We start from the raw sequence: 21,954 nt of genomic DNA on the forward strand, positions 1-21,954 counted from the left end.
CTTTAAAAAGGTCGTACTACTACCAGTGTGATGACAATGAGCAGCAAAATAACCGGGATTTCGTTGAACCAGCGATAGTATCGATGGCTACGCGTGTTGGCGCCCTGCTCGAAGGTCTTGAGCAGGCGACCGCAGTACAGGTGGTAGGCCACCAGAGCGATGACGCCCGCCAGCTTCGCATGCATCCAGCCTTGGCCCTGGCCAATACCATAGCCCACGAACAACCATAGGCCAAAGGCCGTGGCCAGTACTGCCAATGGCGTCATGAAGCGGTATAGGCGTCGCGCCATGCCCAACAGGCAGGCCGTTGCGCCCGCATCGTCTGTCTGAGCCAGGTTGACGTAGATGCGGGGCAGGTAAAACAGGCCGGCAAACCAGGACGTGACAAACAGAATGTGCAGGGTCTTGATCCAGAGCATAAAGAATGGCGGTCTAGCCGCGCAGTTGCCCTTCGCCGGCCAGCACCCACTTCATGGTGGTCAGGCCTTCCAGTCCTACCGGGCCGCGTGCATGCAGGCGATTGGTCGAGATGCCGATTTCGGCACCCAGCCCGTATTCGTAGCCGTCCGCGAAGCAGGTAGGCAGGTTGACATAGACGGAGCTGGAGTCGACTTCGCGTTGGAACCGGGCGGCGGCCTGCAGGTTTTCGGTAACGATGGCGTCAGTGTGCTCGGAGCCGTAGCGGGCGATGTGGTCGATGGCCTGGTCCAGCGTATCGACGATGCGCACGGCCAGTATGGGCGCCAGGAACTCTGTTTCCCAGTCCTCGGGGGTGGCTGTCAACATTTGCGGGATGATGGCTCGGCTGCGCTCGCAGCCACGCAGCTCTACGCCTTTGGCTATCAGGGTAGCGGCCAGGCGTGGAAGTATCTGCTCGGCAATGTCGGTGTGCACCAGCAGGGTTTCCATCGCGCCGCAGATGCCATAGCGATAAGTTTTGGCGTTCACCGCGATGTCGTGGGCCTTCTGCAAATCTGCTGCGGCATCGATATAAACGTGGCAATTGCCGTCCAGGTGCTTGATCAGCGGCACGCGCGCTTCGGCTGCAAGCCGGGTGATCAGGCCCTTGCCGCCACGAGGCACAATGACATCCACGTATTCGGTCATGGTGACCAATTGGCCCACTGCGGCGCGATCGGGCGTGGTGACCACCTGTACCGCATCGGCCGGCAAGCCCGCATCGGCGAGCCCCTGGCTGATGATGGCGCCCAATGCAATATTGGAATGCAGGGCTTCGCTGCCGCCGCGCAGTATCGTGGCATTGCCCGACTTCAGGCACAAAGCGGCGGCGTCTATCGTAACGTTGGGACGCGATTCGTAGATGATGCCGATGACGCCCAAGGGCACCCGCATCTGCGCTACGCGCATGCCGTTGGGCCTGATCTGCGTGGCGCTAAGGCTGCCGATGGGGTCCGGCATGGCGGCGATCTGTTCCAGCCCGGCGGCCATGGTGGCGATGGCTTTGTCGGACAGTTGCAGCCTTTCCAACATGGCCGGGTCCAGTCCGTTTTTCTCGGCTGCGACAAGGTCGCGGGCGTTTTCTGCCTGCAGCGCGGCTTGCTGAGCTTGCAGGCGTCTGGCCATGGCGAGCAAGGCAAACGACTTGTCTTGTCCCGAGGCATTGCGCATGGCGCGCGATGCCTGGCGAGCCCTGCGGCCCAGGTCGGTAATGTCGACCGCGTCTGGGGTGTCGTTGGCGGGACGGTTGCTTGCGGTGTTCAGTGTCATGTTAAGTGCTTTCTTTCAATGCGGGTGTAGCGGTCATGATGGGATTATCCCAGTAAATGCCGCCATCGGTGTATGCGGCTTCAACGTGCACGGGGCGGCGGCTTGCGACTGACGGCGATACGCAAGGTCAGGCGCGCAAGTTCTTCCCATGGGTCATCGAGCCGGCCCGCAACCTTCAGGCCCTTGATGATGCGGTCGATGTCGTGCGCGTGTTGAACAGCCGCCGGCCAGGCATTGGCCGGCAGGCGTGACAAGGTCTGGCGAATGAGGTTCTCGCGCGGGCCAAAAATACGGTAGCGGCGCATTGCCGACGAAAGGTCTTCACCCGCAGCTTGGGCGGCTGACAGCCGTGCCAGCACACGAACTTCCTCACCTACTGCCCACAGCACCAAGGGCAATGCCTCGCCCTCGGCGCGCAAGCCGGTCAGCATGGTGACGGCGCGCGTGGCATTGCCGGCCAGCATGGCGTCGCGCAAGCCAAAGACATCGTAGCGTGCCACGTTCAGCACGGCCCGTTCCACATCCTGCGGGCTGATCCTGCCCTCGGGATAAAGCAGGCCGAGCTTCTGGACCTCCTGGAAGGCGGCCAGCAGGTTGCCTTCGACCTTGTCGGCCATCCACTCCAGCGTTGCAGGGTCCAATTGTTGTTGCTGCCGGGCCAGGCGTTGGCCGATCCAGCGGGGCAGGGCGCCACGCTCGATATTGCCGATTTCGACAGCCGTTGCACTAGCGGTCAGGCCCTGCGCCCATTTGGCGTTGCGAGTCGTACGATCCAATCGGGGCAAGCTGACCAGAACGATGGTGTCTTGCAGCTTGCCGCCATCCACCATGGCGGCCAGCCGCAACAGGGTGTCGGATCCGGTTTTGCCCGGCTTGCCGCTGGGTATGGCCACATCGATCAGCCGCCGATCACCGAACAGGGAAACGCTTTGGGTAGCCCCGATGACTGCGGACCAGTCGCTGCGTGCATCCAGGATCAGGCTGACACGCTCGGCATAGCCTGCCTGCACGGCTGCAGCGCGCAGCGCGTCGCAGGTTTCGATGACCAGTAAAGGCTCGTCGCCCGACACCATGTATAGAGGGTCCAGGTGTGCGGGCGTTGTTTTAAGCTGAGCTAAGAGCGTGTCGGCGTCCAGGCGGCGTCCCATGGCGACCTAGTGCGATCCGGCGTCCGGTATGACGCGCGGCGCGCCCCATGGCGCCGGTGCCTGCGGTGCGGGCGCCGGCGTATTGCGGCTTTCCGCTGCGGGAATGGCAGATTCGTCTATGGGCAGGGTGGCTGCCTGCCTGTACGCAGAGGTAACGTCGGGCGATGCCAGCATGCGTACGATGCGATCGACCAGCGATTGCTGCATTTCTTTGAAGACCAGTCCGATTTCACCCTGCTTGGCTTGCACCACCGAGTCGTCGTAAGGGATTTCGCGTGTCGAATGCAGGGTGGTGGGGGGCAGCACGATATGCCCCTGCGCGTCCGTTAACTGGAAAATGAACTCCAGGTTCAGTTCGTACTCTTCCACGCGCCCCTGGGCATCCAGGGACAGTTCGCGCAGCGACTGGGAATTGGCCAACTGCGTGAGGCGGGCTTCGGCTTGTGCCGGTTCGGCGACAAAGCGTGTGTCGGGCGAGCTGGCCACGATGGCGCGGCGCAGGGCAGCGCCGAACTCGGAGTTTTCGGCGATGTTGGTATAGATGGTCGTGAATGGCAGCGGCGTTGCGCCCTTGAGATGAAAGCCGCAGGCCGCCAGAAGCAGGCACAGCGCTGCACAAGCCAAGCCCCGCGCAAACTGCTGCGGGGTGCGAACGGACGACAAGAGTGCGAGCGTAGTGCGGTGCATGCCTGATTTTATCCCACGACGTTGACAAGTTTTCCGGGAACAACAATCACGCGCTTGGGGTCCCGGCCTTCCAGGAATTTGACCGTTGCGTCGTGGCCGGTTGCGCTGCGTTCGATTTCGTCCCGGGCTGCCCCGTTGGGCACGCGTATGCTGCCACGCAACTTGCCATTGATCTGCAGCATGAGTTCGACTTCGTCGGCGACCAATGCCGCCTCGTCAACGGCGGGCCAGGGTGCATCCAGCAAGTCGCCAAACGACTGATCGTAGCCCAGGTCGCGCCAAAGTTGCCAGGTTATGTGCGGCACGACCGGATACAGCACGCGCAGCAGTATGGACAGTGTCTCGGCGATGGCGCGATGGGCAACCGCCGTATCGGGCAGTTGCGCCGACTCGAGCGCATTGAGCATCTTCATGCAGGTAGACACTACCGTGTTGTACTGGATGCGCTGGTAGTCGTAGTCGGCCAGCTTCAGCAGCCCGTGAATTTCGCGACGCAAGGTCTTGGCCGCCTCATCGGCGCCGTCCCAGTCTGCAGCGCCTGCATGCGAGCCTTGCACTGCTTTTTGGTGACTATGGCAGTACGCCCACAGCCTGCGCAGATAGCGGTTGGCGCCTTCTACGCCCGAGTCGGACCATTCCAGCGTCTGTTCTGGCGGGCTGGCAAACATGACGAACAGCCTGGCAGTATCGGCACCCATGGAATCGATCAGCGACTGCGGGTCCACCCCGTTGTTCTTGGACTTGGACATCGTGCCGATGCCCCCATACTGCACGGGCGAGCCATCCGAAATCCGTTCGGCGCCGATGATGCTGCCTTTGGCATCGTAAAGGTTACGGACCTCCTCCGGCCAGAAATATTCGATGCCGCCCTGCGCATTCTTGCGCGAATAAATATGGTTAAGCACCATGCCCTGGCACAGTAGCTTGGTGAAGGGCTCGTCGAACTTGAGCAAGCCCATGTCGCGCATGACGCGCGTCCAGAAGCGGGCGTAAAGCAGATGCAGGACCGCATGCTCGATGCCGCCGATGTACTGATCCATCGGCATCCAGTAGTCGTTGCGCTCGTCCACCATGGCCTGGTCGTTGTCGGGCGAGGTGTAGCGCATGAAATACCATGACGAATCCACGAAGGTGTCCATGGTGTCGGTTTCGCGACGTCCGGCTGCCCCGCACTTGGGACAAGTGCACGACAGAAAGCCCTCATGCTTGTTCAGGGGGTTGCCGCTGCCATCCGGGATGAGGTCATCCGGCAAGACCACCGGCAGGTCCTTCTCGGGCACCGGTACGGGGCCGCAGTCTGGGCAATGAATAATGGGTATGGGCGTGCCCCAGTAGCGCTGACGCGATATGCCCCAGTCGCGCAGCCGCCAGGTGGTTTGTTTCTCGCCCAGGCCCTTGGCGGCAAGCTCTGCGGCAACGGCATCGACGGCTTGCTGCAGGTTCAAGCCATCCAGTTTGCCGGAATTGACGCAATAGCCGTGCTTGTCGCCATACCAGTCTTGCCATTGTTCGGTAGAGTAAGTTTTGCCGTCCAGGGCAATGACCTGGCGTATGGGCAAGCCGTACTTGGTGGCAAAAGCAAAGTCGCGCTCATCGTGGCCCGGTACGCCCATGACGGCGCCATCGCCATAGCTCATCAACACATAATTGCCGACCCATATTTCGACTGGCTCGCCGGTTAGTGGGTGAGCAACCGAAAGGCCCGTGGCCATCCCTTCTTTCTCGCGGGTGGCAACTTCAGCCTCGGTGGTACCGCCCAGCTTGCAGGCCTCGATAAAGGCCGAAAGCTGGGGGTTGCTGCTGGCCGCATGGGTGGCCAGAGGGTGCTCGGGCGCCACCGCGCAGAAGGTAACCCCCATAATGGTGTCGGCGCGTGTCGTGAAGACGTACATCCGACCGTCCTGTATCAGGTCGCCCTTGCTGTCGCGGATGTCGTGTGTAAAAGCCAGGCGTACACCTTCGCTCTTGCCGATCCAGTTTTCCTGCATCAGGCGCACACGCTCGGGCCAGCCCGGCAGGCCGTCCTGGACCTGGCCCAGGAGTTCGTCCGCGTAGTCGGTGATGCGCAGGTAGTACCCGGGGATTTCGCGCTTCTCGACCGGCGCACCCGAGCGCCAGCCGCGCCCGTCTATGACTTGTTCGTTAGCGAGCACTGTCTGATCGACGGGATCCCAATTGACGACCTGAGTCTTCCGGTAAGCGATGCCCTTGTCCAGCATCTTCAGAAACAGCCACTGATTCCACTTGTAATACTTGGGATCGCAGGCGCACATCTCGCGCGACCAATCTATGGCCAGCCCCATCGCCTGCATTTGCTTCTTCATGTAGGCAATATTGTCGTAGGTCCATTTGGCGGGCGGCACCTTCGACTTGATGGCGGCGTTTTCGGCCGGCATGCCAAAGGCGTCCCAGCCCATGGGCATCAGTACGTTATAGCCGCGCATGCGCAACTGCCGGGCCATCATGTCGTTGATCGTGTAATTGCGCACGTGACCCATGTGCAGTTTGCCGCTGGGGTAGGGCAACATCGAACATGCATAGAATTTTGGCTTGGGCGACCCGTCGGCAGCCAAGGCATATTCGGTGACACGGTAGGCGTCGCGCTCCTGCCAGTTTTTATGAGAGGCTTGTTCGACGTCGTTGGGGCTGTAGCGTTCCTGCATGGGATCCGGGGTATGTAGTTGATGCAAACGAAGCATTATAGAGGGCACCGGGAAATGCAACCGATGGTAGAAATACAAAGACCCCGCCGAGGCAGGGTCTTGCAAGGATACGGGCACGGAGGCCGCAGCGGCTGGGATCGGGGCGGATCGGCCGGGGCGGGTGTGCGACCAGGCTCTTAGCGGAGCTTGGTTTCCTTGTAGTCAACGTGCTTGCGGGCAACGGGATCAAATTTCTTGATCAGCATTTTCTCGGGCATGTTGCGCTTGTTCTTGGTGGTCGTGTAGAAGTGACCAGTGCCGGCGGTGGACTCGAGCTTGATCTTCTCGCGGGTACCTTTTGTTGCCATGTTGAGCTCCTGAAGTTAGATCGCTGGCTGCTTAAGCCACTTGGCCACGGGCGCGCATCTCGGCCAGAACAGCGTCGATGCCGTTCTTGTCGATGGTGCGGATCGCATTGGTCGAAAGGCGCAGGCGAACCCAGCGGTTCTCGCTTTCAACCCAGAAACGGCGCGATTGCAAGTTAGGTAGAAAGCGACGCTTGGTTTTATTGTTTGCGTGCGAAACATTGTTGCCCACCATTGGGCCTTTTCCGGTAACTTGGCATACGCGTGCCATGGTCATACCCCTTGAGAATTTGGCTAGTTTACGAAGGCCCCTTATGGGTTGCCTTGTATCTGTAAAGCCTAGCATTCTAATACGAAATCAGCTAGTTGATCAAGTTGCCCTAAGCGCAATGCGACCAAATAACCACGATAGACAAGCGCAAATGGCCAGCATGCCAGTGAGGGGCAGCGGGGTGTCCGACTGCCAGGCGCTGACCGCCAGGCCCGAGGTTGCTCCGCAGAGCATCTGTAAGGTGCCCATCAGTGCCGATGCCACGCCAAGTCGGTTGCCTTGCTCGCGTAGGGCCAAGGCGGCGGCATTGGGGTTGACGAAGCCCTGGCTGGCCATGAAGCCTATCAGGCACAGCATCAATAGTAGCAGGCTTATGGTGCCCGTCACGGTCAGTGCCAGTGCCACCAGCGTCATGATGGCCAGTGTCCGCTGAGCGATCTTCAGCAAGGCCTCGGGGCTGTGCCGGTTGAGCATCCGGGCGCTGATCTGCGATGCAAGGATAAGCGCAGCAGCGTTCAGCCCGAACAGCAGGCCAAAGTAACGTGGGTCTATGCCATAGACGTCGATGAACACGCGCGGCGATCCGGCGATGTAGGCAAACATGCCGGCCGAGCCGAAACCGCCTGCCAGCGTATAGCACATGAAGCGCTTGTGGCACAGCAAGCCGGCATAGTTGCGCGCTATGGTCTTCATGCCCAGCGGGATGACGCGGCTGGGGTCCAGCGTTTCGCGCATGGTCCACACCACGCCGATCAGCAAGGCGCCGCCACAAGCGGCCATGATGGCGAAAATCCCGCGCCAGCTTCCAAATATCAGCACCTGTGCACCCAGGATGGGCGCCAGAATGGGCGTTACGCCCATCACCAGGATCAGCAGCGAAAGCGCCTTGGACGCGTCCCGCGTGTCGAAGTTGTCACGTATGACGGCGCGCGGAATCACCATGCCCGACGCACCGCCAAAGGCTTGGGCAATACGCCAGAACGTCAGGTGTTCGATGTCGTTGGTATAGGCGCAGGCCACGGAGGCTACGATGAATATCACCAGGCCCAGTATCAGCGGCTTCTTGCGTCCGTAGCGATCCGCAAATGGGCCGTAGAACAACTGGGCGATCGCAAGTCCGAACAAATAGCTTGCCAGCGTGCGCTCGACTTGGCCCTGGCTGGTATCCAGCCCCTGCACAATTGCCGGGAAAGCCGGCAAATACATGTCTATGGCCAGCGGCCCGAGGGCCGTCAGCAGGCCCATCAGGATCAACCAGCGCGGGATGGTGGTAAGAGGGCTGGGCGAGGGGGGCATGTAGCAAGACGTTGCGCCCGTGTTGCACGGAGCCGACGTATTCAGGTATATACGGTATGGGCTGCCATCTTAACATGGCATTATCAGTACTGGATGCCCCCTTATCGGTGGGCAGTGTGCTTGTTCCTGAGCAGAATTTCACTATAGGGAGTCGGCCTTGAGTTCGGTCTTGTCCGTTGTTGAAACGAAGTTGGCAGCATTGCCTTTGCCCGTTGAATTAATCATGCCTGATGGCCAGAAAGTCGGTTCCGCCGATGCGCAGATCCGGCTGACCATCAAGGATCGCGCCACGCTGGCACACTTGGCGACCGGTCAGGTGGGCGTACTGGGCGAAGACTACGTCGAAGGCAAATTCGACATCAGCGGTTCCATGCGCGACCTGATGCGCCTGGCTGTCGCGATATTGCCGGGTTCTCCGATCGAGGCGGCACGTGTTGGCCGCCTGACCGAGCTCATACGCCGTCTGGTGTCGGTCTGGCGCCATTCGATCGATCGCGACGCCCGCCAGATTCAGTTTCATTACGACCTGTCCGACGATTTTTACGCGCTGTGGCTGGACCCGCGCCGGGTATATTCCTGCGCCTATTTCAAGACGCCCGATATGTCGGTGGCCCAGGCGCAAGAAGCCAAGCTTGACCACATTTGCCGCAAACTGCGACTGCAACAGGGCGAGCGCTTCCTGGATGTGGGCGCCGGCTGGGGCGGTTTGCTGTTATGGGCTGCCGAGCACTATGGGGTCGATGCCACCGGCATCACCCTGTCCAAGAATCAGCATGCCCATGTCAATCAGCTGATACAAGAGAAGGGCTTGCAGGGGCGGGTCCGTATGGAGCTTCTGGATTACCGGAAGCTGGATGAAGCCCAGCCGTACGACAAAATCGCGTCAGTAGGCATGTTCGAGCATGTGGGCAGGGCGCAGCTGGAGGGCTATTTTTCGAAACTGCGCCGCTTGCTGCGCCCGGGCGGCCTCATCATGAACCACGGCATTACGGCCGGTGGGGTCGACAACGCAGAACTGGGCGCCGGTATGGGCGAGTTCATCGAGAAATACATCTTTCCGGGCGGCGAACTCACCCATATCAGCCAAGTGCTCAAAAGCATGACTGAAGGCGGGCTGGAAGACCTGGATGTCGAGAACCTGCGCCCGCACTATGCCCGCACCCTGTGGGCCTGGAGCGACGCGCTGGAAGCCTGCCTGCCGGAAGCACGCAAGACCTTGCCGGGCGACGAAGGCGAGCGCTCCTTGCGCGCTTATCGCATGTATCTGGCCGGTTGCGCCATGGGGTTCGAGCATGGCTGGATCGCCTTGCATCAGGTTTTGGCACAGCCTCGCAGCAATGGTCGTTCGGACGAGCTTGATCACCCGGCTGACCAGGCCTATCCGTGGCGCCGCGACTACATTTATTCTTAAGCGCGCGTAATCGTACATATAAGCCTGCACCGTCCCGCCTGCAGTCCGCTGGCGGGGCGCTTGCCGCTAGCGTCGGGTTACTACGGTTGGATGTTCTCGTAATTTCTCGTAAACTGCTGCAAACTTTTCAAGTTCAGTCAATCCTGGCGTATGGTGGGTCTCTGGCCCCATAACCTGTCAACGAGTACCACGTACTCTTCACGCTAGTGTCGGTATGTATCGGCGGCCTTCCGTCTTCCGCACACCCCCTTAGCTCTGGCGCATCGCGTTTGTTCTGGTGCGTCCACGTCCCTTAAGGAGGCAAACAGCCATGTCTTTCAACGTGTATCAATCACGCCCCGCGTTCCATTCCACCGCGTTCAAGCGCCTGGCCCTGGGTCTTGGCATAGCGGCCGCCCTGTTCGGCCTGTCAGGCACAGCCAACACGGCGCAAGCGGCCGATGCGCCCACCTGCGAAATCGACCGTCCGGTTCGTTTTGGTGGCATGAACTGGGAATCCAATCTGGTTCTTGTCGAAGTCGAACGCTTTATCGCCGACAAGGGCTACGGATGCAAATCCGAAGTGCTGCCCACCGGAACCTTACCGGCATTGGCTGCGCTGGAGCGCGGAGACCTGGACATCAATACTGAAATCTGGTTGAACAGTGTTGCCGAGCCCTGGGCCAAGGCAGAAGCCACCGGTAAGGTCAAGCGCATAGGCGACATCTACATGGGGGGCGAGTCCTGGTTCATTCCCCGTTATACCGCCGAGCGCCTGCCCGAGCTGACCAAAGCCGCCGACTTGCCGCAATTCAAGGATGCTTTCAAGGATCCGGAAGAGCCTACCAAGGGCCGCTTCTACGGTTGCCCGGCGGGATGGGGTTGCGAAGTTGTTAGCGGCAACTTGTTCAATGCGCTGAAGCTGGACGATACCTTCACCTTGTTCTCGCCCGGCACGGGTGCCACGCAAAAGGCAGCCCTCACTGCGGCCTACAAGCGCAAGGAAAACATTGTTTTCTACTATTGGTATCCGACGCCGCTGGTGGGCTCCATGGATCTGGTCAAGCTCGAGCTGCCCGCTTACGATCAAGAGAAGCACGCTTGCCTGACTGACCCTGACTGCGCGAACCCGCAAGCAAGCGCCTACCCTGATAACCCCGTCTTCACTGCCGTGACGACCTCGTTTACCCAGGAAGCGCCCAAGCTCACCGAGTTTCTGTCCAAGGTCGCCGTGCCGCTGCCCATGATGGACCAGGCCATGGCCTATATGGAAGAAAACGAAGCCGAACCGGTAGATGTGGCCCAGTGGTTCTTGAAGAACCAGCAAGACATCTGGACCGCGTGGCTCCCAGCTGATGTCGCCGACCGCGTAAAAGCCGCTCTTTAGTACTCGTTCAATCACACGGGCCACCCGGTCCGTGTGCTGACGAGTTTTACGGAGCTGATTTTATGTTTCCCGAATTCATAGCGCCGCGCGACCTGCGTGCGCCTATTGATGATTTTGTTGGCGACATCGTTGCCAACTATGCCGATCTGTTGCGCGCCCTGACCCAGCCCTTGCTGGACGTACTGATCTGGATGGATCAGATCGTGCGCTATTCGCCCTGGTGGGCGGTCACCCTGGCCATCATGGGCTTGGCGTGGCTGGCCAGCCGCCGTGTTGGCTTTGCCATGATCATGGGGGCCATGCTGTGCCTGATAGGCCTGATAGGCTTGTGGGACGCCGCCATGCAGACGCTATCGCTGATGATCGTCGCTGTCATACTGTCTGTGGCCATAGGCATTCCCATGGGCATTCTCATGGCGAGCTTCAAATGGCTGCGCACCATCATGCTGCCTGTGCTGGACGTCATGCAGACCATGCCCAGCTTCGTCTACCTGATTCCCGTGGTGATGTTGTTCAATCTGGGCAAGGTTGCCGCCATTATTGCCACCGTCATTTATGCCGTGCCGCCCGTCATCCGCCTGACAGATCTGGGCATACGCCTGGTCGACACCGAGGTACTGGAAGCATCGCGCGCCTTTGGCGCCAATCGCGTCAAGCAACTGTTTGGAGTGCAATTACCGCTGGCCATGCCCAATATCATGGCTGGCATCAATCAGACCACCATGATGGCGCTGGCCATGGTCGTCATTGCCTCGATGATAGGGGTGCGTGGCCTAGGCTACGAGGTGCTGCAAGGCATCAACCGCTTGCAAGTGGGGCGCGGCGTACTGGCCGGACTGGGCATAGTCATCATTGCCATTATCTTCGATCGCATCACCCAGGAATTTGGGCGACGGCAGCAGAAAGGGGCCTGACATGAGCAAAATCGAAGTACGCAACATCTACAAGATTTTCGGTCCGCGCCCGGAGCGCTGGCTCGAGGCTGCGCGCCAAGGGATCGGCAAGCAGGAATTGCTTGCGGAAAGTGGGCACACGCTGGGCCTGCGCGACATCAGCCTGTCGATCGAAGAAGGCAGTATCTATGTGATCATGGGTTTGTCGGGCTCGGGCAAATCTACGCTCATTCGCCACTTCAACCGGCTGATCGAACCCAGCGCCGGTCAAATTCTGGTCGATGACGTGGATGTCGTCACCCTGGGCAAGACCGAGCTGGAAAAATTCCGCCAGCAGAAGATGAGCATGGTGTTTCAACGGTTCGGCTTGTTTCCCCATCGCACCGTTATCCAGAACGTGGCTTACGGCCTGCAAGTGCAGGGTATGGGCAAGCGCGAACGCCACGAGCGCGCCCAGCACTGGCTGGAACAGGTGGGGCTGACCGGCTTTGGCAACCAGTACCCGCACCAGCTTTCAGGCGGCATGCAGCAACGCGTGGGCCTCGCCCGGGCGCTGGCCACCGACGCCGAGATCCTCCTGATGGACGAAGCATTCTCTGCGCTGGATCCCCTTATTCGGCGCGAGATGCAGGACCAACTGCTGCAGCTGCAATCGCAATTGAACAAGACCATTGTCTTCATTACGCACGATCTGGACGAGGCCTTGCGGCTGGGTAACCGCATCGCCATCTTGAAGGGCGGTGAGCTGGTTCAAGAGGGCACCCCGGAAGACATCCTGCTTGCGCCGGCCGACGACTACGTGCAATCTTTCCTGCAAGACGTGAATCGCGGCAAGGTGCTTAATGCGGTGCATGCCTGCAACGAGCCATCGCTGACACTTACCATGCGCTCGCGTCCAGCCCATGCCATCGAGCGGATGGCGGAACGGAACTTCGACTACACAGTGGTGCTCGATGGCAAACGCCTGGCGGGCATCCTGACGCGGGCCACCGTCGAGCAGGCGGTGCGTGATGGCGCTCGCGATGTTGCACGCTATGTGGAAGATATGGCCACTGTACCCGCCACGGCGGGGCTGGACGAAGTGCTGGGCCGCATGCTGCGCAGCACCGACCCCATGGCGGTAACCGGCGAAAACGACGAGTTCCTGGGGATGTTGTCGCGCAGCAAGGTCGTTGAACTGGTCACGCCGGCGCTGGAATCGGCTACAGCGGACGGTGTCGACAGCGACAGCGCGGCCTCGACCGACGGAACGACGGCGCGTACGGCTGCTTAGCGTGGCGTTGCCGGCCGCCCAGTTCGGGCGTGCACGGCAACCACGTGGGCGTACCAGAAAAACAGCAGGACGGCCGACAGGCACAAGCCCAGCATCGCCATCAGCCACATGGTGCCCGCACCCAGGGGCGCGCCGGGCGCGATGTTGTGCAGCAAGGGCCGCAGCGCGCCGGCCGCCGGGCCAAAGCCCAGCCACCAGCCGCCGATCAGGCCCAGGCCGGTCAAGGCAGCGACCTGCAGGATCAGCGGTACGACGGCAACCTTGTAGGCGCGCAGCAGATACGAGCCTATGCATTGCATGGCATCGCACAGATGGAACCACGGCAGCAATTGCAGCAGGGCAGCCGCCACTGCTGCCACGGCCAGATCATCCGTGTACCACTGCAGGATGGGGTCTCGGCCGGCAATCAGCAGGGCGGCGGTCAGCGAGGCTCCTGCGGCGACAATCAGGATCCCGGCGCGCCCCATCCGACGCGCTCGTGCCAGGTCGCGGGCGCCGATGGCCTGCGCGGTCAAAGACGCGGACGCAATGCCAACCGCCATGGGCATCATGTAGCAAAGCGCGGCCAGATTCGCCATGATCTGATGCCCCCCGCTGGCATACATGCCTTCTCGTGCAACCAGCAACGCCATCACGCTGAAAGCGGCAATTTCGATGAGATAGGATCCACCCATAGGCAAGCCCAGCCGCAGCAATTCTTTCTGGCTGGTCCAGTTTGGCCAGCCCAGGCGGGGCCGAAAACGCAGGTAGTAGGCGTCATGATTGATGGCCCACAGCCCGGCGGCCAACATCAGCCAGCCCACTATTGCCGTCGATACACCGGCGCCCACGGCACCCATGGCCGGCACGCCTAATTTGCCGAACATGAATACCCAGTTAAACAGCACCTTGAACATCACGCTGGCCAGATTGATCACCATGACGGTCTTGGGGCGAGACACTGCCGTGCCCAGGGCGTAGATGGTGCGAAACACCAGCATGGCTGGCAAGGCCAGCACCAGCGCGCGCAGATACCAGGTGATGCCATGACGCACGGCGGGATCGACCTCGCCCGACAGCGATAGCCAGATATCGGGAAACAGCATGGCCGCCGCCCCCACGACTGACAGGCCCAGCGCCAGCCATACGCCCTGTCCCCAGGCATGACCGACATCCTCATACCGTGCGCCGCCAAACAGCTGGCCGATGATGGGTATCAGGGCATGGACGACACCCATCATGCCCACGAATACCGTAATGTAGATGGAGGCGCCCAAGGCCATGATTTGCAGGTCGGCCGCGCTGGCGTGCCCCGCCATGGCGGTATCAATGACGCCAAAGGCGATGCTGGCCCATGAACTGATCAGTACGGGCCAGGCTTGCTGCAGGATCGCCCGTACATGGGCGCTCAGGCTGGTTGTTTCAGTATGGGCCGGGCTCAAGGAGTACGGACACGCAATAGCCGGAAGATCTCGTTGCGGTCAGCGCCCCGCTTGCCCACCCACAACACCTGGGCCGAGTCGGCATAGGCGACCGTGCCATCGGCGACGCTGTCCGGGGAAGTCTGCTGAAGCACCAGGCCGCAGCTCGATTCATAGGTGAAATCGATGTCGTTGAACACCAGGAACGAAGCGCGCTGACCGACGCCCAGGCCCAGTGCGCGCACGCACTCGCCAGGCTGGCGATGGGTCTGGAGTGCCGTGGCCAGTTGGCCAGAGACCGTCCGGTAGCTGCGCACATAATCCAGCGCCGGCAGCCACAGCGTGACCAGCAGCAGCCAGGTGACGATGAGCCCGCCCGCCGACAGAACGGTGCCGCGCCAAAGGCCGGCCGGTTTGGTATGCAGGCGCCAGCGCACCAGGGCTATCCAGGCCAGGGTGCCGAGCACCGCCGCCAGCACGGCGGGCCAAGAGATCGTGACGTCATAGCCGCGCGTCTGGCGCGCAATGTTATGAGCGATCTGGCGAGGCCAACCGGTCTGCAAGGCGATCCAGCCCAGCCATACCGTTGCGGTCGACAGCGAAAAGCACATGACGGCGAACCAGTCCAGCGAGTTGACGACGCCGCGCCGCAGGGTAGGCAGTGCGAAGGCTGCCAGGACTGCGGCGGGCACGGCCATCAGGCTGTATTCCGGCTCGAAGGCGTCGACCAGGAACAACATGGTCAGCAGTGGCCAAAGCGCGAACATGATGGGGATCAGCATGTGCGGAGAGGCCAGCCAGGCGCGCCAGCGCCAAATTGCAAGGATCGCAAACGGCCAGGTCGGCCACAGGAACCAGGGCAGGTCGCGCAGCGTGCTGAGCACTTCCTGAAAATTCGGCCAGCCGAACGAGCTGCTGTTCCACAGCACCCAGTTGCGTATCCAGTACTCGCCGACCTGGCTGGCAGGTATCCACCACAGCAGGATGAGGCTGATGCTGATAACGGCCGTAAGCATCAGCCATTTCTTTTGAGCCCATAAGGCGCTGCGAGGCATGAAGACAAAGGTCGCCGCCAGCATGATGGGCACGGCACCTATCCAGCCACGGGTCAAAAATGCCGCAGCCAGCGCGAAGCCCAAGGTGATGGACCCGGACGCAGGATGGTCCAGCATGCGCGCGACGGAATAGAAGGCCAGCGCCTGGAAGGCGATCAGGGCCGGCACTTCCGAGGTTTCGTGCATGCGCCATACGATGCCCACGGTAGCCACGATCAACAAGAGCGCGGCATCGGCGATCATGCGGCCATAATCCTGGACGGTGGGCTCGCCGCCGAAGGGCAGGGCCATCGGTTGCGGCTCGGGCCGGCGGCCCAGCAGGTAAGTGCCGTACCAGACAGAAGCCGTCATCAGGCCAAACCACAGGAAGTTGGGCAGGCGCGAGGCGATGATCGCGGCGTCCAGTGGCGTGGCGAAGAGCTCGAAAAACGGCGCAAACGCCCAGATGCACAGCGCCCCTACCCAAGTAATCAGCGGACCGTCCTGAGCATGAGCCAGCACGCCGATCTGGGGCAACAGCCAGGCATGCCCGCCGTCGTTCAGCGCTGTCATCATGGTGGCCAGGCCGACCACATCGTCGGTTTTCCACGGATCGCGGAAAAACAGGCCGGCCAGGATATAGATGACGCCGACCACCAACAGGGCCATCCTGGGCAGCTTTACGGTAGCCGTGGCAGTCAGGCGGGCAGGGGTGGATACGGAATCACTGGACGACACAAGTTGCGCACTCTATTAGAAGGATGGGCGTATCTTAAATTAAAAAGGCAGCCCGAAGGCTGCCTATCATTACGCGGCGGCCGTGAAGGCCGCGAGGCTTATGATGCCTTGCGCGTAGTGCCGGTGGTGCGGGCGAAACGGGCGCGGAATTTTTCAACGCGGCCGGTTTCAACGATGCGCGTTTGCGCCCCGGTGTAAAACGGATGCGATTCAGACGTTACTTCGCACTTGAACAAGGGGTAGGTTTTACCGTCAAGTTCGACCGTCTCGCGGCTGTTAAGTGTAGAGCGCGAGACAAATTTCGTGCCTGTTTGCTGATCCAGAAACACCACTTCGCGGTATTCGGGGTGGATGCCTTCTTTCATGATCGGTTCCTGTGTTCGTATAAACGGGTCGCCAGCCATATGTTTATCGCACATGACAACGTATCCAAGGTAGCCAAAGATTTTAGCGCACTACAGATCAGTACGCAACTTCCATAATTCAGGAAACAGCACAACATCGAGCATCTTGCGCAAGTAAGACACGCCCGACGTACCGCCGGTGCCGCGCTTGAAGCCGATTATGCGTTCCACCGTGGTCACATGGCGAAAGCGCCATAGGCGGAAGGCATCTTCCAGGTCGGTAAGTTTCTCGCCGAGTTGATAGAGATCCCAGTACTGCTCGGGCTGGCGATAAACCGTCAGCCAGGCCTGCTCCACTTCGGCGCTGGCAACGTAGGCTAGTGTCCAGTCTCGTTGCAGATAGTTGACCGGGACCGGCAGGCCGTGGCGCGCCAGCGTCTTAAGGGCTTCGTCGTACAACGAGGGGGACTCGTACATGCGTTGGACTTGCGCGAGCAGCTCGGGTCTATGGGCATGCGGCTTGAGCATGGCCGCGTTCTTGTTGCCCAGAGCAAACTCGATCTGCCGGTACTGGAAACTTTGAAAACCGCTGGACTTGGCCAGGTAGGGGCGCAGTGCCGAGTATTCCGGCGGCGTCATCGTGGCCAGGACATCCCAGGCATGCACCAGTTGCTCCATGATCTTGCTGACGCGTGCCAGCATCTTGAAGCATGGCTGCAAACGGTCGGCAGCCAGGTTCTGCATGGCGCCGGCCAGCTCGTGCAGCATCAGCTTCATCCAAAGCTCACTGGTTTGGTGCTGCACGATGAACAGCATTTCGTTGTGTTCTGGCGACAAGGGATGCTGGGCGCCCAACAGTTCGTCCAGATGCAGATAGTCGCCATAGCTCATGTCGCTGGAGAAATCCAGTTGTGCTTTCTCTTGGTCGACGATGGTGGCGCCGGCTGGGGTGGTGGATGAAGTCATGATGTCGTCGAGTAGTCAAAATGGGGCAAACTGCGCAGCACTGCCCTGACAGGGCTGGCATCGGCCTGTGCAAGGGCCAGTGGCAGCGCGATAAGCTCGTAATCGCCTTCGGGTACGTCGTCGAGCACCAGGTTCTCGAGCACGCGCATATCGTATTGCAGTATGGCCTGATGGCTGTCCAATGACTTGCTGGTGGCAGGGTCTATGCTGGGTGTGTCCAAACCCACAAGCCTTACCCCAATGCTCGCGCAGTAGGCAATGGTGGTGGGGTCGAAGGCTGCAAAATCGTCCGTCCAGGCATCCACGCTGGCGCGTTGGCGGGTACGTACCAGCAGACGATCCGGTGCGCCGCCCATGCGTGCCTGGATATCTGCGACACGGATCAGGGGGCCGCAATTCAGTACATGCAGCACTCGGCACGGCCCCAGGAAGGGCTCGAGCGCCAGTTGACCAACGGCTGCACCGTCGGCGCAGTAGTGCAGTGGTGCATCGGCATGCGCGCCCACGTGGGGCGATAAGGTGATGCGGCTGACATTCACCGGGCAGTCCGGCCCCAGTTCGGCGCTCCAGCTTTGCTGGTAGGGTGTGTCGCCGGGAAAGACGGGCGATTGTGCCGTAACCTGCGGAGAAATATCCCACAACTGTTGCATGATCGAATCTGCTCAGGGCTGGTTTAATTAATTGAAGCTTATATTAATTGGCCCGTGAATGTCAGCGATTTTTTCCATCTGAACGCTGCGCCGGCTTTATATCTGTCCGCGTTCCGCCAAGGATATCGCCCCAGCCCCCGTGACGATAAGGTGATCGAGCAAGCGAATGTCCACCAATGCCAGTGCGTGTTTCAGGTGCCGGGTAAGTGCCAAGTCGGCTTCGCTGGGTTCAGCCACGCCGGAAGGATGGTTGTGCGCCAGGATCAGTGCCGCAGCATGGTGGCGCAGGCCGGCCTTGATGACCTCACGGGGGTAGACCGACGCCTGGGTGAGCGTGCCCCTGGAGATTTCTTCGCTGGTGATCAAGCGAAACTGGCTGTCCAGGTACAAGGCTATGCAGTGCTCTACGGACAAATGGCCCAGTTTTGCCGTGCAGTAATGCTTGACCCGCTGGGGTTGGTCCAGCGCATGGCCGGTTTTCAAGTCTTCTTCAAGGGCGCGGCGGTTCAGTTCGTTGATGGCGATTAGTTCGCAGGTTTTGGCTGCGCCCAGGCCCTTGATCCCCAGGAGCGTCTGTGCATCGGCCGAAAGCAGCCCGCGCAGGCCGTTGAACTGCGTGATTAATTGCCGTGCCAGCGTTACGGCGTCGCAGCCCGGGGCGCCCGTGCGCAAAACAATGGCGAGGAGTTCCGGCGAGGTCAACACTTGTACCCCGTGGGCCAGCAGACGTTCGCGCGGACGTTCTGGGGTCTGGATGCTGTGGATGGTCATGGCAGTCATGCGAGGTTGATTAAGCACCCTCTACCTTGACAGGGTTTGCCTTGCTGTCGGCCATCTCATGCAGCACTTTGTCCGTGCGTGTTATGCCGCAGCGAGTAATCATTGCGCAAGAGGCTAAAATAGGGCAATAGCAATGCTTTCCTACGGTGCCAGATTTGACCTCTTCCTCCGAAACCGCCGCTGCGGTCGTTCGCCCCGACTCTTACCTGACCCTGCATTACCGCATCGACCTGCTTACCGGTCCCGCCGCAGGGTCTACCTTTGCCAATACCTTTGACGGCCGGCCCGCTACCTTGCAAATGGGAGCAGGGCAGTGGGCGCCAGGCATGGAAGGGGCCTTGATCGGTCGGGAAGAGGGCGCACAGTTTTCAATCGACCTGCCGGCTGTCCAGGCTTATGGCGAGCGGAATCCCGATCTCTTGCAATGGGTCAGTCGCAGCATGCTGGACCAGCACGCTGCACCCGACTCGTCCTTCGCGCCGGGCGACATGGTCGAGTTCTCGGCACCCAATGGTGGCCGTTACTCGGGTGTGCTCAAGCAATGGCGCGATGACGCCGCCATGTTCGATTTCAATCACCCGCTTGCAGGCGCAGACCTGCATATCGATGTTTCCTTGTTGGGAGTCTTGTGATGTCAGGCCAGAACTTGCCCGATACCCTGGAAGTCGTGCTCGCTGAGCCCAGGGGTTTTTGTGCCGGTGTCGACCGCGCCATCGATATTGTCGAGCGCGCTCTTGAACTGCATGGGGCGCCCATCTATGTCCGCCACGAAATCGTCCACAATCGCTATGTCGTGGAGGATCTGCGCCAGAAGGGCGCCATCTTTATTGACGAACTGCACCAGGCGCCTGCCGGTGCCATTGTGGTGTTTTCGGCGCACGGCGTGGCCCGGACGGTGCGCGAAGAGGCCGCCAGCATGGGGCTGAAAGTCTTCGATGCCACGTGTCCCCTGGTTACCAAAGTCCATATCGAGGTCGCGCGGATGCGCGCAGCAGGGCGCGAAATCGTCATGATCGGGCACAAAGGCCACCCGGAGGTTGAGGGTACGCTGGGTCAGGCCGACGGCGGCATGTACCTGGTCGAAACGCCCGACGATGTGGCGGCCTTGCAGGTGACAGACCCCGAAAACCTGGCCTTCGTGACCCAGACCACCTTGTCAGTGGACGATGCGGCGGTGGTGGCCCAGGCCTTGCGTACCCGTTTTCCCAGCATTGTCGAGCCCAAGAAAAGCGATATCTGCTACGCCACACAGAACCGGCAGGATGCAGTCAAGATCATGGCCCCGCAGTGCGATCTGGTATTGGTCGTTGGCAGCCCCAACAGCTCGAACTCCAATCGCTTGCGCGAGGTGGCCGAACGCAAGGGCGCTGCCGCCTATCTTATCGACACCCCCGACATGATCGATCCGCAGTGGCTGGCCAAGACAAAAAGAGTCGGCGTCACGGCGGGGGCCTCGGCGCCTGAAGTCCTTGTAGAGCAAGTTATTGCGCGCTTGAAAGAGCTGGGTGCCGCCTCGGTACGCACCCTGGACGGCACACCAGAAAACGTGTCATTCCCGCTACCCAAGGAGCTCTCACGCAAGATCAAGGAAGCACCATGAAGCTTTATAGTTATTTCCGCAGTTCGGCAGCCTACCGCGTGCGTATCGCGCTGAATCTGAAGGGCATCGCTTACGAGACCGTGCCGGTTCATTTGATGAAAGACGGCGGGCAGCAACTGATGGCCGACTATCGGTCCTTGAATCCCACGGCGCTGGTTCCCACACTGGTCGATGATGACCTTGCCGTGGGCCAGTCGATGGCGATCCTGGAATACCTCGAAGAAACCCATCCCCAGCCGCCGCTGTTGCCCGGCGATGCCAAAGGCCGTGCCCGCGTGCGCGCCATTGCCCAGACCATCGCTTGCGACATTCATCCTCTGAACAATCTGCGCGTGCTCAAGTACCTGAAGCACCAGATGGGCGTCGACGAAGAAGCCAAGAACACATGGTATCGACACTGGATACAGGAGGGCCTGACGGCTGTCGAGGCACTGCTGGCTGACAGCGATCAAACCGGGCGCTACTGCCACGGAGACCAACCCGGCCTGGCTGACTTGTGTCTGGTGCCGCAGCTATTCAATGCGCGTCGCTTCGGCTGCGACGAAAGCGGCTTTCCGACCATAGTGCGCATCGACGCTGCCTGTGCCGAACTGACAGCCTTCCAGCAGGCGGCGCCGGCGGCGCAGCCAGACAGCGAAGCCTAGCGCGCAAGCCATCTGCGAATGTGGTCGAACCGGTCAAAACCCCAGAACGGTTCGCCATCCACAATCAGGAAGGGTGAGCCGAACACGCCGCGCTGCATGGCAGTGTCGACCTCGTCTCTAAGCATGGCCTTGGTGCTGTCCTGGCCTATGCCTTCGGCAAGATCCTGTACGTTCAGTCCGATCGAGTCAGCAATGGCCAGAACCACATCAGTACCAGAGATATTTTGCTGTTCGGAGAAATACGCTGCGTATAGGCGCTTGGTCAATTCCACCGACTTTTGCTGGTCGTGTTGTCGCACATACAGCACCGCGCGAGCCGCGCTGACCGTGGCAATGGGGAAGGGGTCCGGGTGGTCGTACGGTATATCGAACAAGGCCGCGGTACGGGCGAAGTCGCGTCGCGCGTAATCGCCCTTTAAGGGGATGTCGGTAAGTGGCTGGGAGCCCATGGCCTTGAACATGGGGCCCAGCAATATCGGGTGCCAGTTGACCGAGCGTCCGAACTCGGCCGCCAGTTTTTCTACCTGGGTGCTCGCAAAATACCCATAGGGCGAAGAAAATTCGAAGTAAAACTCGATGGGCGCTGTCATGCTGGTATGCCTTGTTCTGTAGGTTCTTGGGACTGCGCTGTATGGTAGGAATATTTTCAACTTTAGGCAATGACCCGGACAATGCCGCAAGGCGTCCGTGTTTAAATCACTCCTTGGCGTTTACCTTG

Annotated in this window: 22 protein-coding genes; 7 read left to right on the forward strand and 15 right to left on the reverse strand. The window is 60.5% G+C overall.

From position 1 onward, the window contains the following. Nucleotides 1-2: 2 nt before the first annotated feature. The 8 genes from CKA81_RS02585 to CKA81_RS02620 form a co-directional block, all read right to left on the reverse strand. A complete protein-coding gene (locus tag CKA81_RS02585; RefSeq protein WP_128353903.1) occupies nt 3-419 on the reverse strand; it encodes a CopD family protein in 417 nt (138 codons plus the stop codon). Nucleotides 420-432: 13 nt separating this feature from the next. Next, nucleotides 433-1,728 carry a glutamate-5-semialdehyde dehydrogenase gene (locus tag CKA81_RS02590; protein ID WP_128353904.1) on the reverse strand — a complete coding sequence of 432 codons (1,296 nt, stop codon included), beginning with the start codon at nt 1,726-1,728 and terminating at the stop codon, nt 433-435. An 80-nt stretch (nt 1,729-1,808) separates the two neighbouring features. Next, nucleotides 1,809-2,876 (reverse strand): DNA polymerase III subunit delta, encoded by a 1,068-nt coding sequence (holA, locus tag CKA81_RS02595; protein WP_128353905.1) that lies wholly within the window; start codon nt 2,874-2,876, stop codon nt 1,809-1,811. A gap of 6 nt (nt 2,877-2,882) precedes the next feature. After that, entirely contained in the window at nt 2,883-3,563 is a 681-nt protein-coding gene (locus CKA81_RS02600) for an LPS-assembly lipoprotein LptE (RefSeq protein WP_128353906.1), read from the reverse strand. 8 nt (nt 3,564-3,571) lie between these two features. Next, the gene (gene leuS / locus CKA81_RS02605; RefSeq protein WP_128356494.1) at nt 3,572-6,226 is read right to left on the reverse strand and encodes a leucine--tRNA ligase; all 2,655 of its coding nucleotides are present in this window, start codon (nt 6,224-6,226) and stop codon (nt 3,572-3,574) included. A 176-nt stretch (nt 6,227-6,402) separates the two neighbouring features. Further along, on the reverse strand, nt 6,403-6,573 hold the full coding sequence (gene rpmG / locus CKA81_RS02610) for a 50S ribosomal protein L33 (RefSeq protein ID WP_128353907.1): 171 nt from the start codon (nt 6,571-6,573) through the stop codon (nt 6,403-6,405). A 31-nt stretch (nt 6,574-6,604) separates the two neighbouring features. Then, entirely contained in the window at nt 6,605-6,841 is a 237-nt protein-coding gene (rpmB, locus tag CKA81_RS02615) for a 50S ribosomal protein L28 (protein ID WP_128353908.1), read from the reverse strand. A gap of 99 nt (nt 6,842-6,940) precedes the next feature. Then, nucleotides 6,941-8,137: a Bcr/CflA family multidrug efflux MFS transporter gene (locus CKA81_RS02620; RefSeq protein WP_128353909.1), complete on the reverse strand. Its 1,197-nt coding sequence runs from the start codon at nt 8,135-8,137 to the stop codon at nt 6,941-6,943. 157 nt (nt 8,138-8,294) lie between these two features. Between CKA81_RS02620 and CKA81_RS02625 the strand changes: the two genes are divergently transcribed. The 4 genes from CKA81_RS02625 to CKA81_RS02640 all read left to right on the forward strand — a co-directional run bounded on the left by CKA81_RS02625 (nt 8,295) and on the right by CKA81_RS02640 (nt 13,080). Further along, complete coding sequence (locus CKA81_RS02625; protein ID WP_128353910.1) at nt 8,295-9,548, forward strand: class I SAM-dependent methyltransferase; 1,254 nt, start codon at nt 8,295-8,297, stop codon at nt 9,546-9,548. A 310-nt stretch (nt 9,549-9,858) separates the two neighbouring features. Beyond that, complete coding sequence (locus tag CKA81_RS02630) at nt 9,859-10,914, forward strand: ABC transporter substrate-binding protein (protein ID WP_128353911.1); 1,056 nt, start codon at nt 9,859-9,861, stop codon at nt 10,912-10,914. A 62-nt stretch (nt 10,915-10,976) separates the two neighbouring features. Further along, nucleotides 10,977-11,828 carry an ABC transporter permease gene (locus tag CKA81_RS02635; protein ID WP_128353912.1) on the forward strand — a complete coding sequence of 284 codons (852 nt, stop codon included), beginning with the start codon at nt 10,977-10,979 and terminating at the stop codon, nt 11,826-11,828. Nucleotide 11,829: 1 nt separating this feature from the next. Beyond that, nucleotides 11,830-13,080: a quaternary amine ABC transporter ATP-binding protein gene (locus tag CKA81_RS02640; RefSeq protein WP_128353913.1), complete on the forward strand. Its 1,251-nt coding sequence runs from the start codon at nt 11,830-11,832 to the stop codon at nt 13,078-13,080. Here CKA81_RS02640 and CKA81_RS02645 read toward each other — a convergent pair. The 6 genes from CKA81_RS02645 to radC all read right to left on the reverse strand — a co-directional run bounded on the left by CKA81_RS02645 (nt 13,077) and on the right by radC (nt 18,992). Next, on the reverse strand, nt 13,077-14,501 hold the full coding sequence (locus CKA81_RS02645; RefSeq protein ID WP_128353914.1) for an MATE family efflux transporter: 1,425 nt from the start codon (nt 14,499-14,501) through the stop codon (nt 13,077-13,079). The genes CKA81_RS02640 and CKA81_RS02645 overlap by 4 nt on opposite strands. Continuing rightward, nucleotides 14,498-16,183 (reverse strand): ArnT family glycosyltransferase, encoded by a 1,686-nt coding sequence (locus tag CKA81_RS02650; protein WP_228255824.1) that lies wholly within the window; start codon nt 16,181-16,183, stop codon nt 14,498-14,500. Before CKA81_RS02650 ends, CKA81_RS02645 begins: the two co-directional genes overlap by 4 nt. Before the next feature lie 167 nt (nt 16,184-16,350). Next, nucleotides 16,351-16,617 (reverse strand): type B 50S ribosomal protein L31, encoded by a 267-nt coding sequence (locus tag CKA81_RS02655; RefSeq protein ID WP_128353915.1) that lies wholly within the window; start codon nt 16,615-16,617, stop codon nt 16,351-16,353. A 90-nt stretch (nt 16,618-16,707) separates the two neighbouring features. Further along, nucleotides 16,708-17,562, reverse strand: coding sequence for a tryptophan 2,3-dioxygenase (gene kynA / locus CKA81_RS02660; RefSeq protein WP_128353916.1), 855 nt, complete (start codon nt 17,560-17,562; stop codon nt 16,708-16,710). Continuing rightward, nucleotides 17,559-18,212 (reverse strand): arylformamidase, encoded by a 654-nt coding sequence (kynB, locus tag CKA81_RS02665; protein ID WP_128353917.1) that lies wholly within the window; start codon nt 18,210-18,212, stop codon nt 17,559-17,561. Before kynB ends, kynA begins: the two co-directional genes overlap by 4 nt. Before the next feature lie 96 nt (nt 18,213-18,308). Further along, nucleotides 18,309-18,992: a RadC family protein gene (radC, locus tag CKA81_RS02670; protein ID WP_394342525.1), complete on the reverse strand. Its 684-nt coding sequence runs from the start codon at nt 18,990-18,992 to the stop codon at nt 18,309-18,311. Between the two features lie 155 nt (nt 18,993-19,147). Between radC and CKA81_RS02675 the strand changes: the two genes are divergently transcribed. From CKA81_RS02675 to maiA, 3 genes are read left to right on the forward strand one after another with little or no spacing between them, the layout of a single operon-like run. Further along, nucleotides 19,148-19,624, forward strand: coding sequence for an FKBP-type peptidyl-prolyl cis-trans isomerase (locus tag CKA81_RS02675; RefSeq protein ID WP_128353919.1), 477 nt, complete (start codon nt 19,148-19,150; stop codon nt 19,622-19,624). After that, entirely contained in the window at nt 19,624-20,592 is a 969-nt protein-coding gene (ispH, locus tag CKA81_RS02680; protein WP_128353920.1) for a 4-hydroxy-3-methylbut-2-enyl diphosphate reductase, read from the forward strand. Before CKA81_RS02675 ends, ispH begins: the two co-directional genes overlap by 1 nt. Continuing rightward, nucleotides 20,589-21,236, forward strand: a complete 648-nt coding sequence (gene maiA / locus CKA81_RS02685; protein ID WP_128353921.1) for a maleylacetoacetate isomerase — start codon at nt 20,589-20,591, stop codon at nt 21,234-21,236. Before ispH ends, maiA begins: the two co-directional genes overlap by 4 nt. On the opposite strand, the gene CKA81_RS02690 is transcribed toward maiA, so the two are convergent. Continuing rightward, nucleotides 21,233-21,826 (reverse strand): 2-hydroxychromene-2-carboxylate isomerase, encoded by a 594-nt coding sequence (locus CKA81_RS02690; protein WP_128353922.1) that lies wholly within the window; start codon nt 21,824-21,826, stop codon nt 21,233-21,235. The two genes, maiA and CKA81_RS02690, sit on opposite strands and share 4 nt — an antisense overlap. Nucleotides 21,827-21,954 lie beyond the last annotated feature (128 nt).

The organism is Pollutimonas thiosulfatoxidans, from assembly GCF_004022565.1.
Taxonomy (GTDB): Bacteria; Pseudomonadota; Gammaproteobacteria; order Burkholderiales; family Burkholderiaceae_B; genus Pusillimonas_D; species Pusillimonas_D thiosulfatoxidans.

What these genes read in the sequence shown, in the direction of transcription:
- rpmB (WP_128353908.1), bottom strand. Translation starts at nt 6,841, where the DNA reads ATGGCACGCGTATGCCAAGTTACCGGAAAAGGCCCAATGGTGGGCAAC.
- CKA81_RS02635 (WP_128353912.1), top strand. Translation starts at nt 10,977, where the DNA reads ATGTTTCCCGAATTCATAGCGCCGCGCGACCTGCGTGCGCCTATTGAT.
- ispH (WP_128353920.1), top strand. Translation starts at nt 19,624, where the DNA reads ATGTCAGGCCAGAACTTGCCCGATACCCTGGAAGTCGTGCTCGCTGAG.
- CKA81_RS02630 (WP_128353911.1), top strand. Translation starts at nt 9,859, where the DNA reads ATGTCTTTCAACGTGTATCAATCACGCCCCGCGTTCCATTCCACCGCG.
- CKA81_RS02640 (WP_128353913.1), top strand. Translation starts at nt 11,830, where the DNA reads ATGAGCAAAATCGAAGTACGCAACATCTACAAGATTTTCGGTCCGCGC.
- holA (WP_128353905.1), bottom strand. Translation starts at nt 2,876, where the DNA reads ATGGGACGCCGCCTGGACGCCGACACGCTCTTAGCTCAGCTTAAAACA.
- CKA81_RS02655 (WP_128353915.1), bottom strand. Translation starts at nt 16,617, where the DNA reads ATGAAAGAAGGCATCCACCCCGAATACCGCGAAGTGGTGTTTCTGGAT.
- CKA81_RS02620 (WP_128353909.1), bottom strand. Translation starts at nt 8,137, where the DNA reads ATGCCCCCCTCGCCCAGCCCTCTTACCACCATCCCGCGCTGGTTGATC.
- CKA81_RS02690 (WP_128353922.1), bottom strand. Translation starts at nt 21,826, where the DNA reads ATGACAGCGCCCATCGAGTTTTACTTCGAATTTTCTTCGCCCTATGGG.
- kynA (WP_128353916.1), bottom strand. Translation starts at nt 17,562, where the DNA reads ATGACTTCATCCACCACCCCAGCCGGCGCCACCATCGTCGACCAAGAG.
- kynB (WP_128353917.1), bottom strand. Translation starts at nt 18,212, where the DNA reads ATGCAACAGTTGTGGGATATTTCTCCGCAGGTTACGGCACAATCGCCC.
- CKA81_RS02650 (WP_228255824.1), bottom strand. Translation starts at nt 16,183, where the DNA reads ATGGCCCTGTTGGTGGTCGGCGTCATCTATATCCTGGCCGGCCTGTTT.
- CKA81_RS02590 (WP_128353904.1), bottom strand. Translation starts at nt 1,728, where the DNA reads ATGACACTGAACACCGCAAGCAACCGTCCCGCCAACGACACCCCAGAC.
- CKA81_RS02585 (WP_128353903.1), bottom strand. Translation starts at nt 419, where the DNA reads ATGCTCTGGATCAAGACCCTGCACATTCTGTTTGTCACGTCCTGGTTT.
- radC (WP_394342525.1), bottom strand. Translation starts at nt 18,992, where the DNA reads ATGACTGCCATGACCATCCACAGCATCCAGACCCCAGAACGTCCGCGC.
- rpmG (WP_128353907.1), bottom strand. Translation starts at nt 6,573, where the DNA reads ATGGCAACAAAAGGTACCCGCGAGAAGATCAAGCTCGAGTCCACCGCC.
- maiA (WP_128353921.1), top strand. Translation starts at nt 20,589, where the DNA reads ATGAAGCTTTATAGTTATTTCCGCAGTTCGGCAGCCTACCGCGTGCGT.
- leuS (WP_128356494.1), bottom strand. Translation starts at nt 6,226, where the DNA reads ATGCAGGAACGCTACAGCCCCAACGACGTCGAACAAGCCTCTCATAAA.
- CKA81_RS02600 (WP_128353906.1), bottom strand. Translation starts at nt 3,563, where the DNA reads ATGCACCGCACTACGCTCGCACTCTTGTCGTCCGTTCGCACCCCGCAG.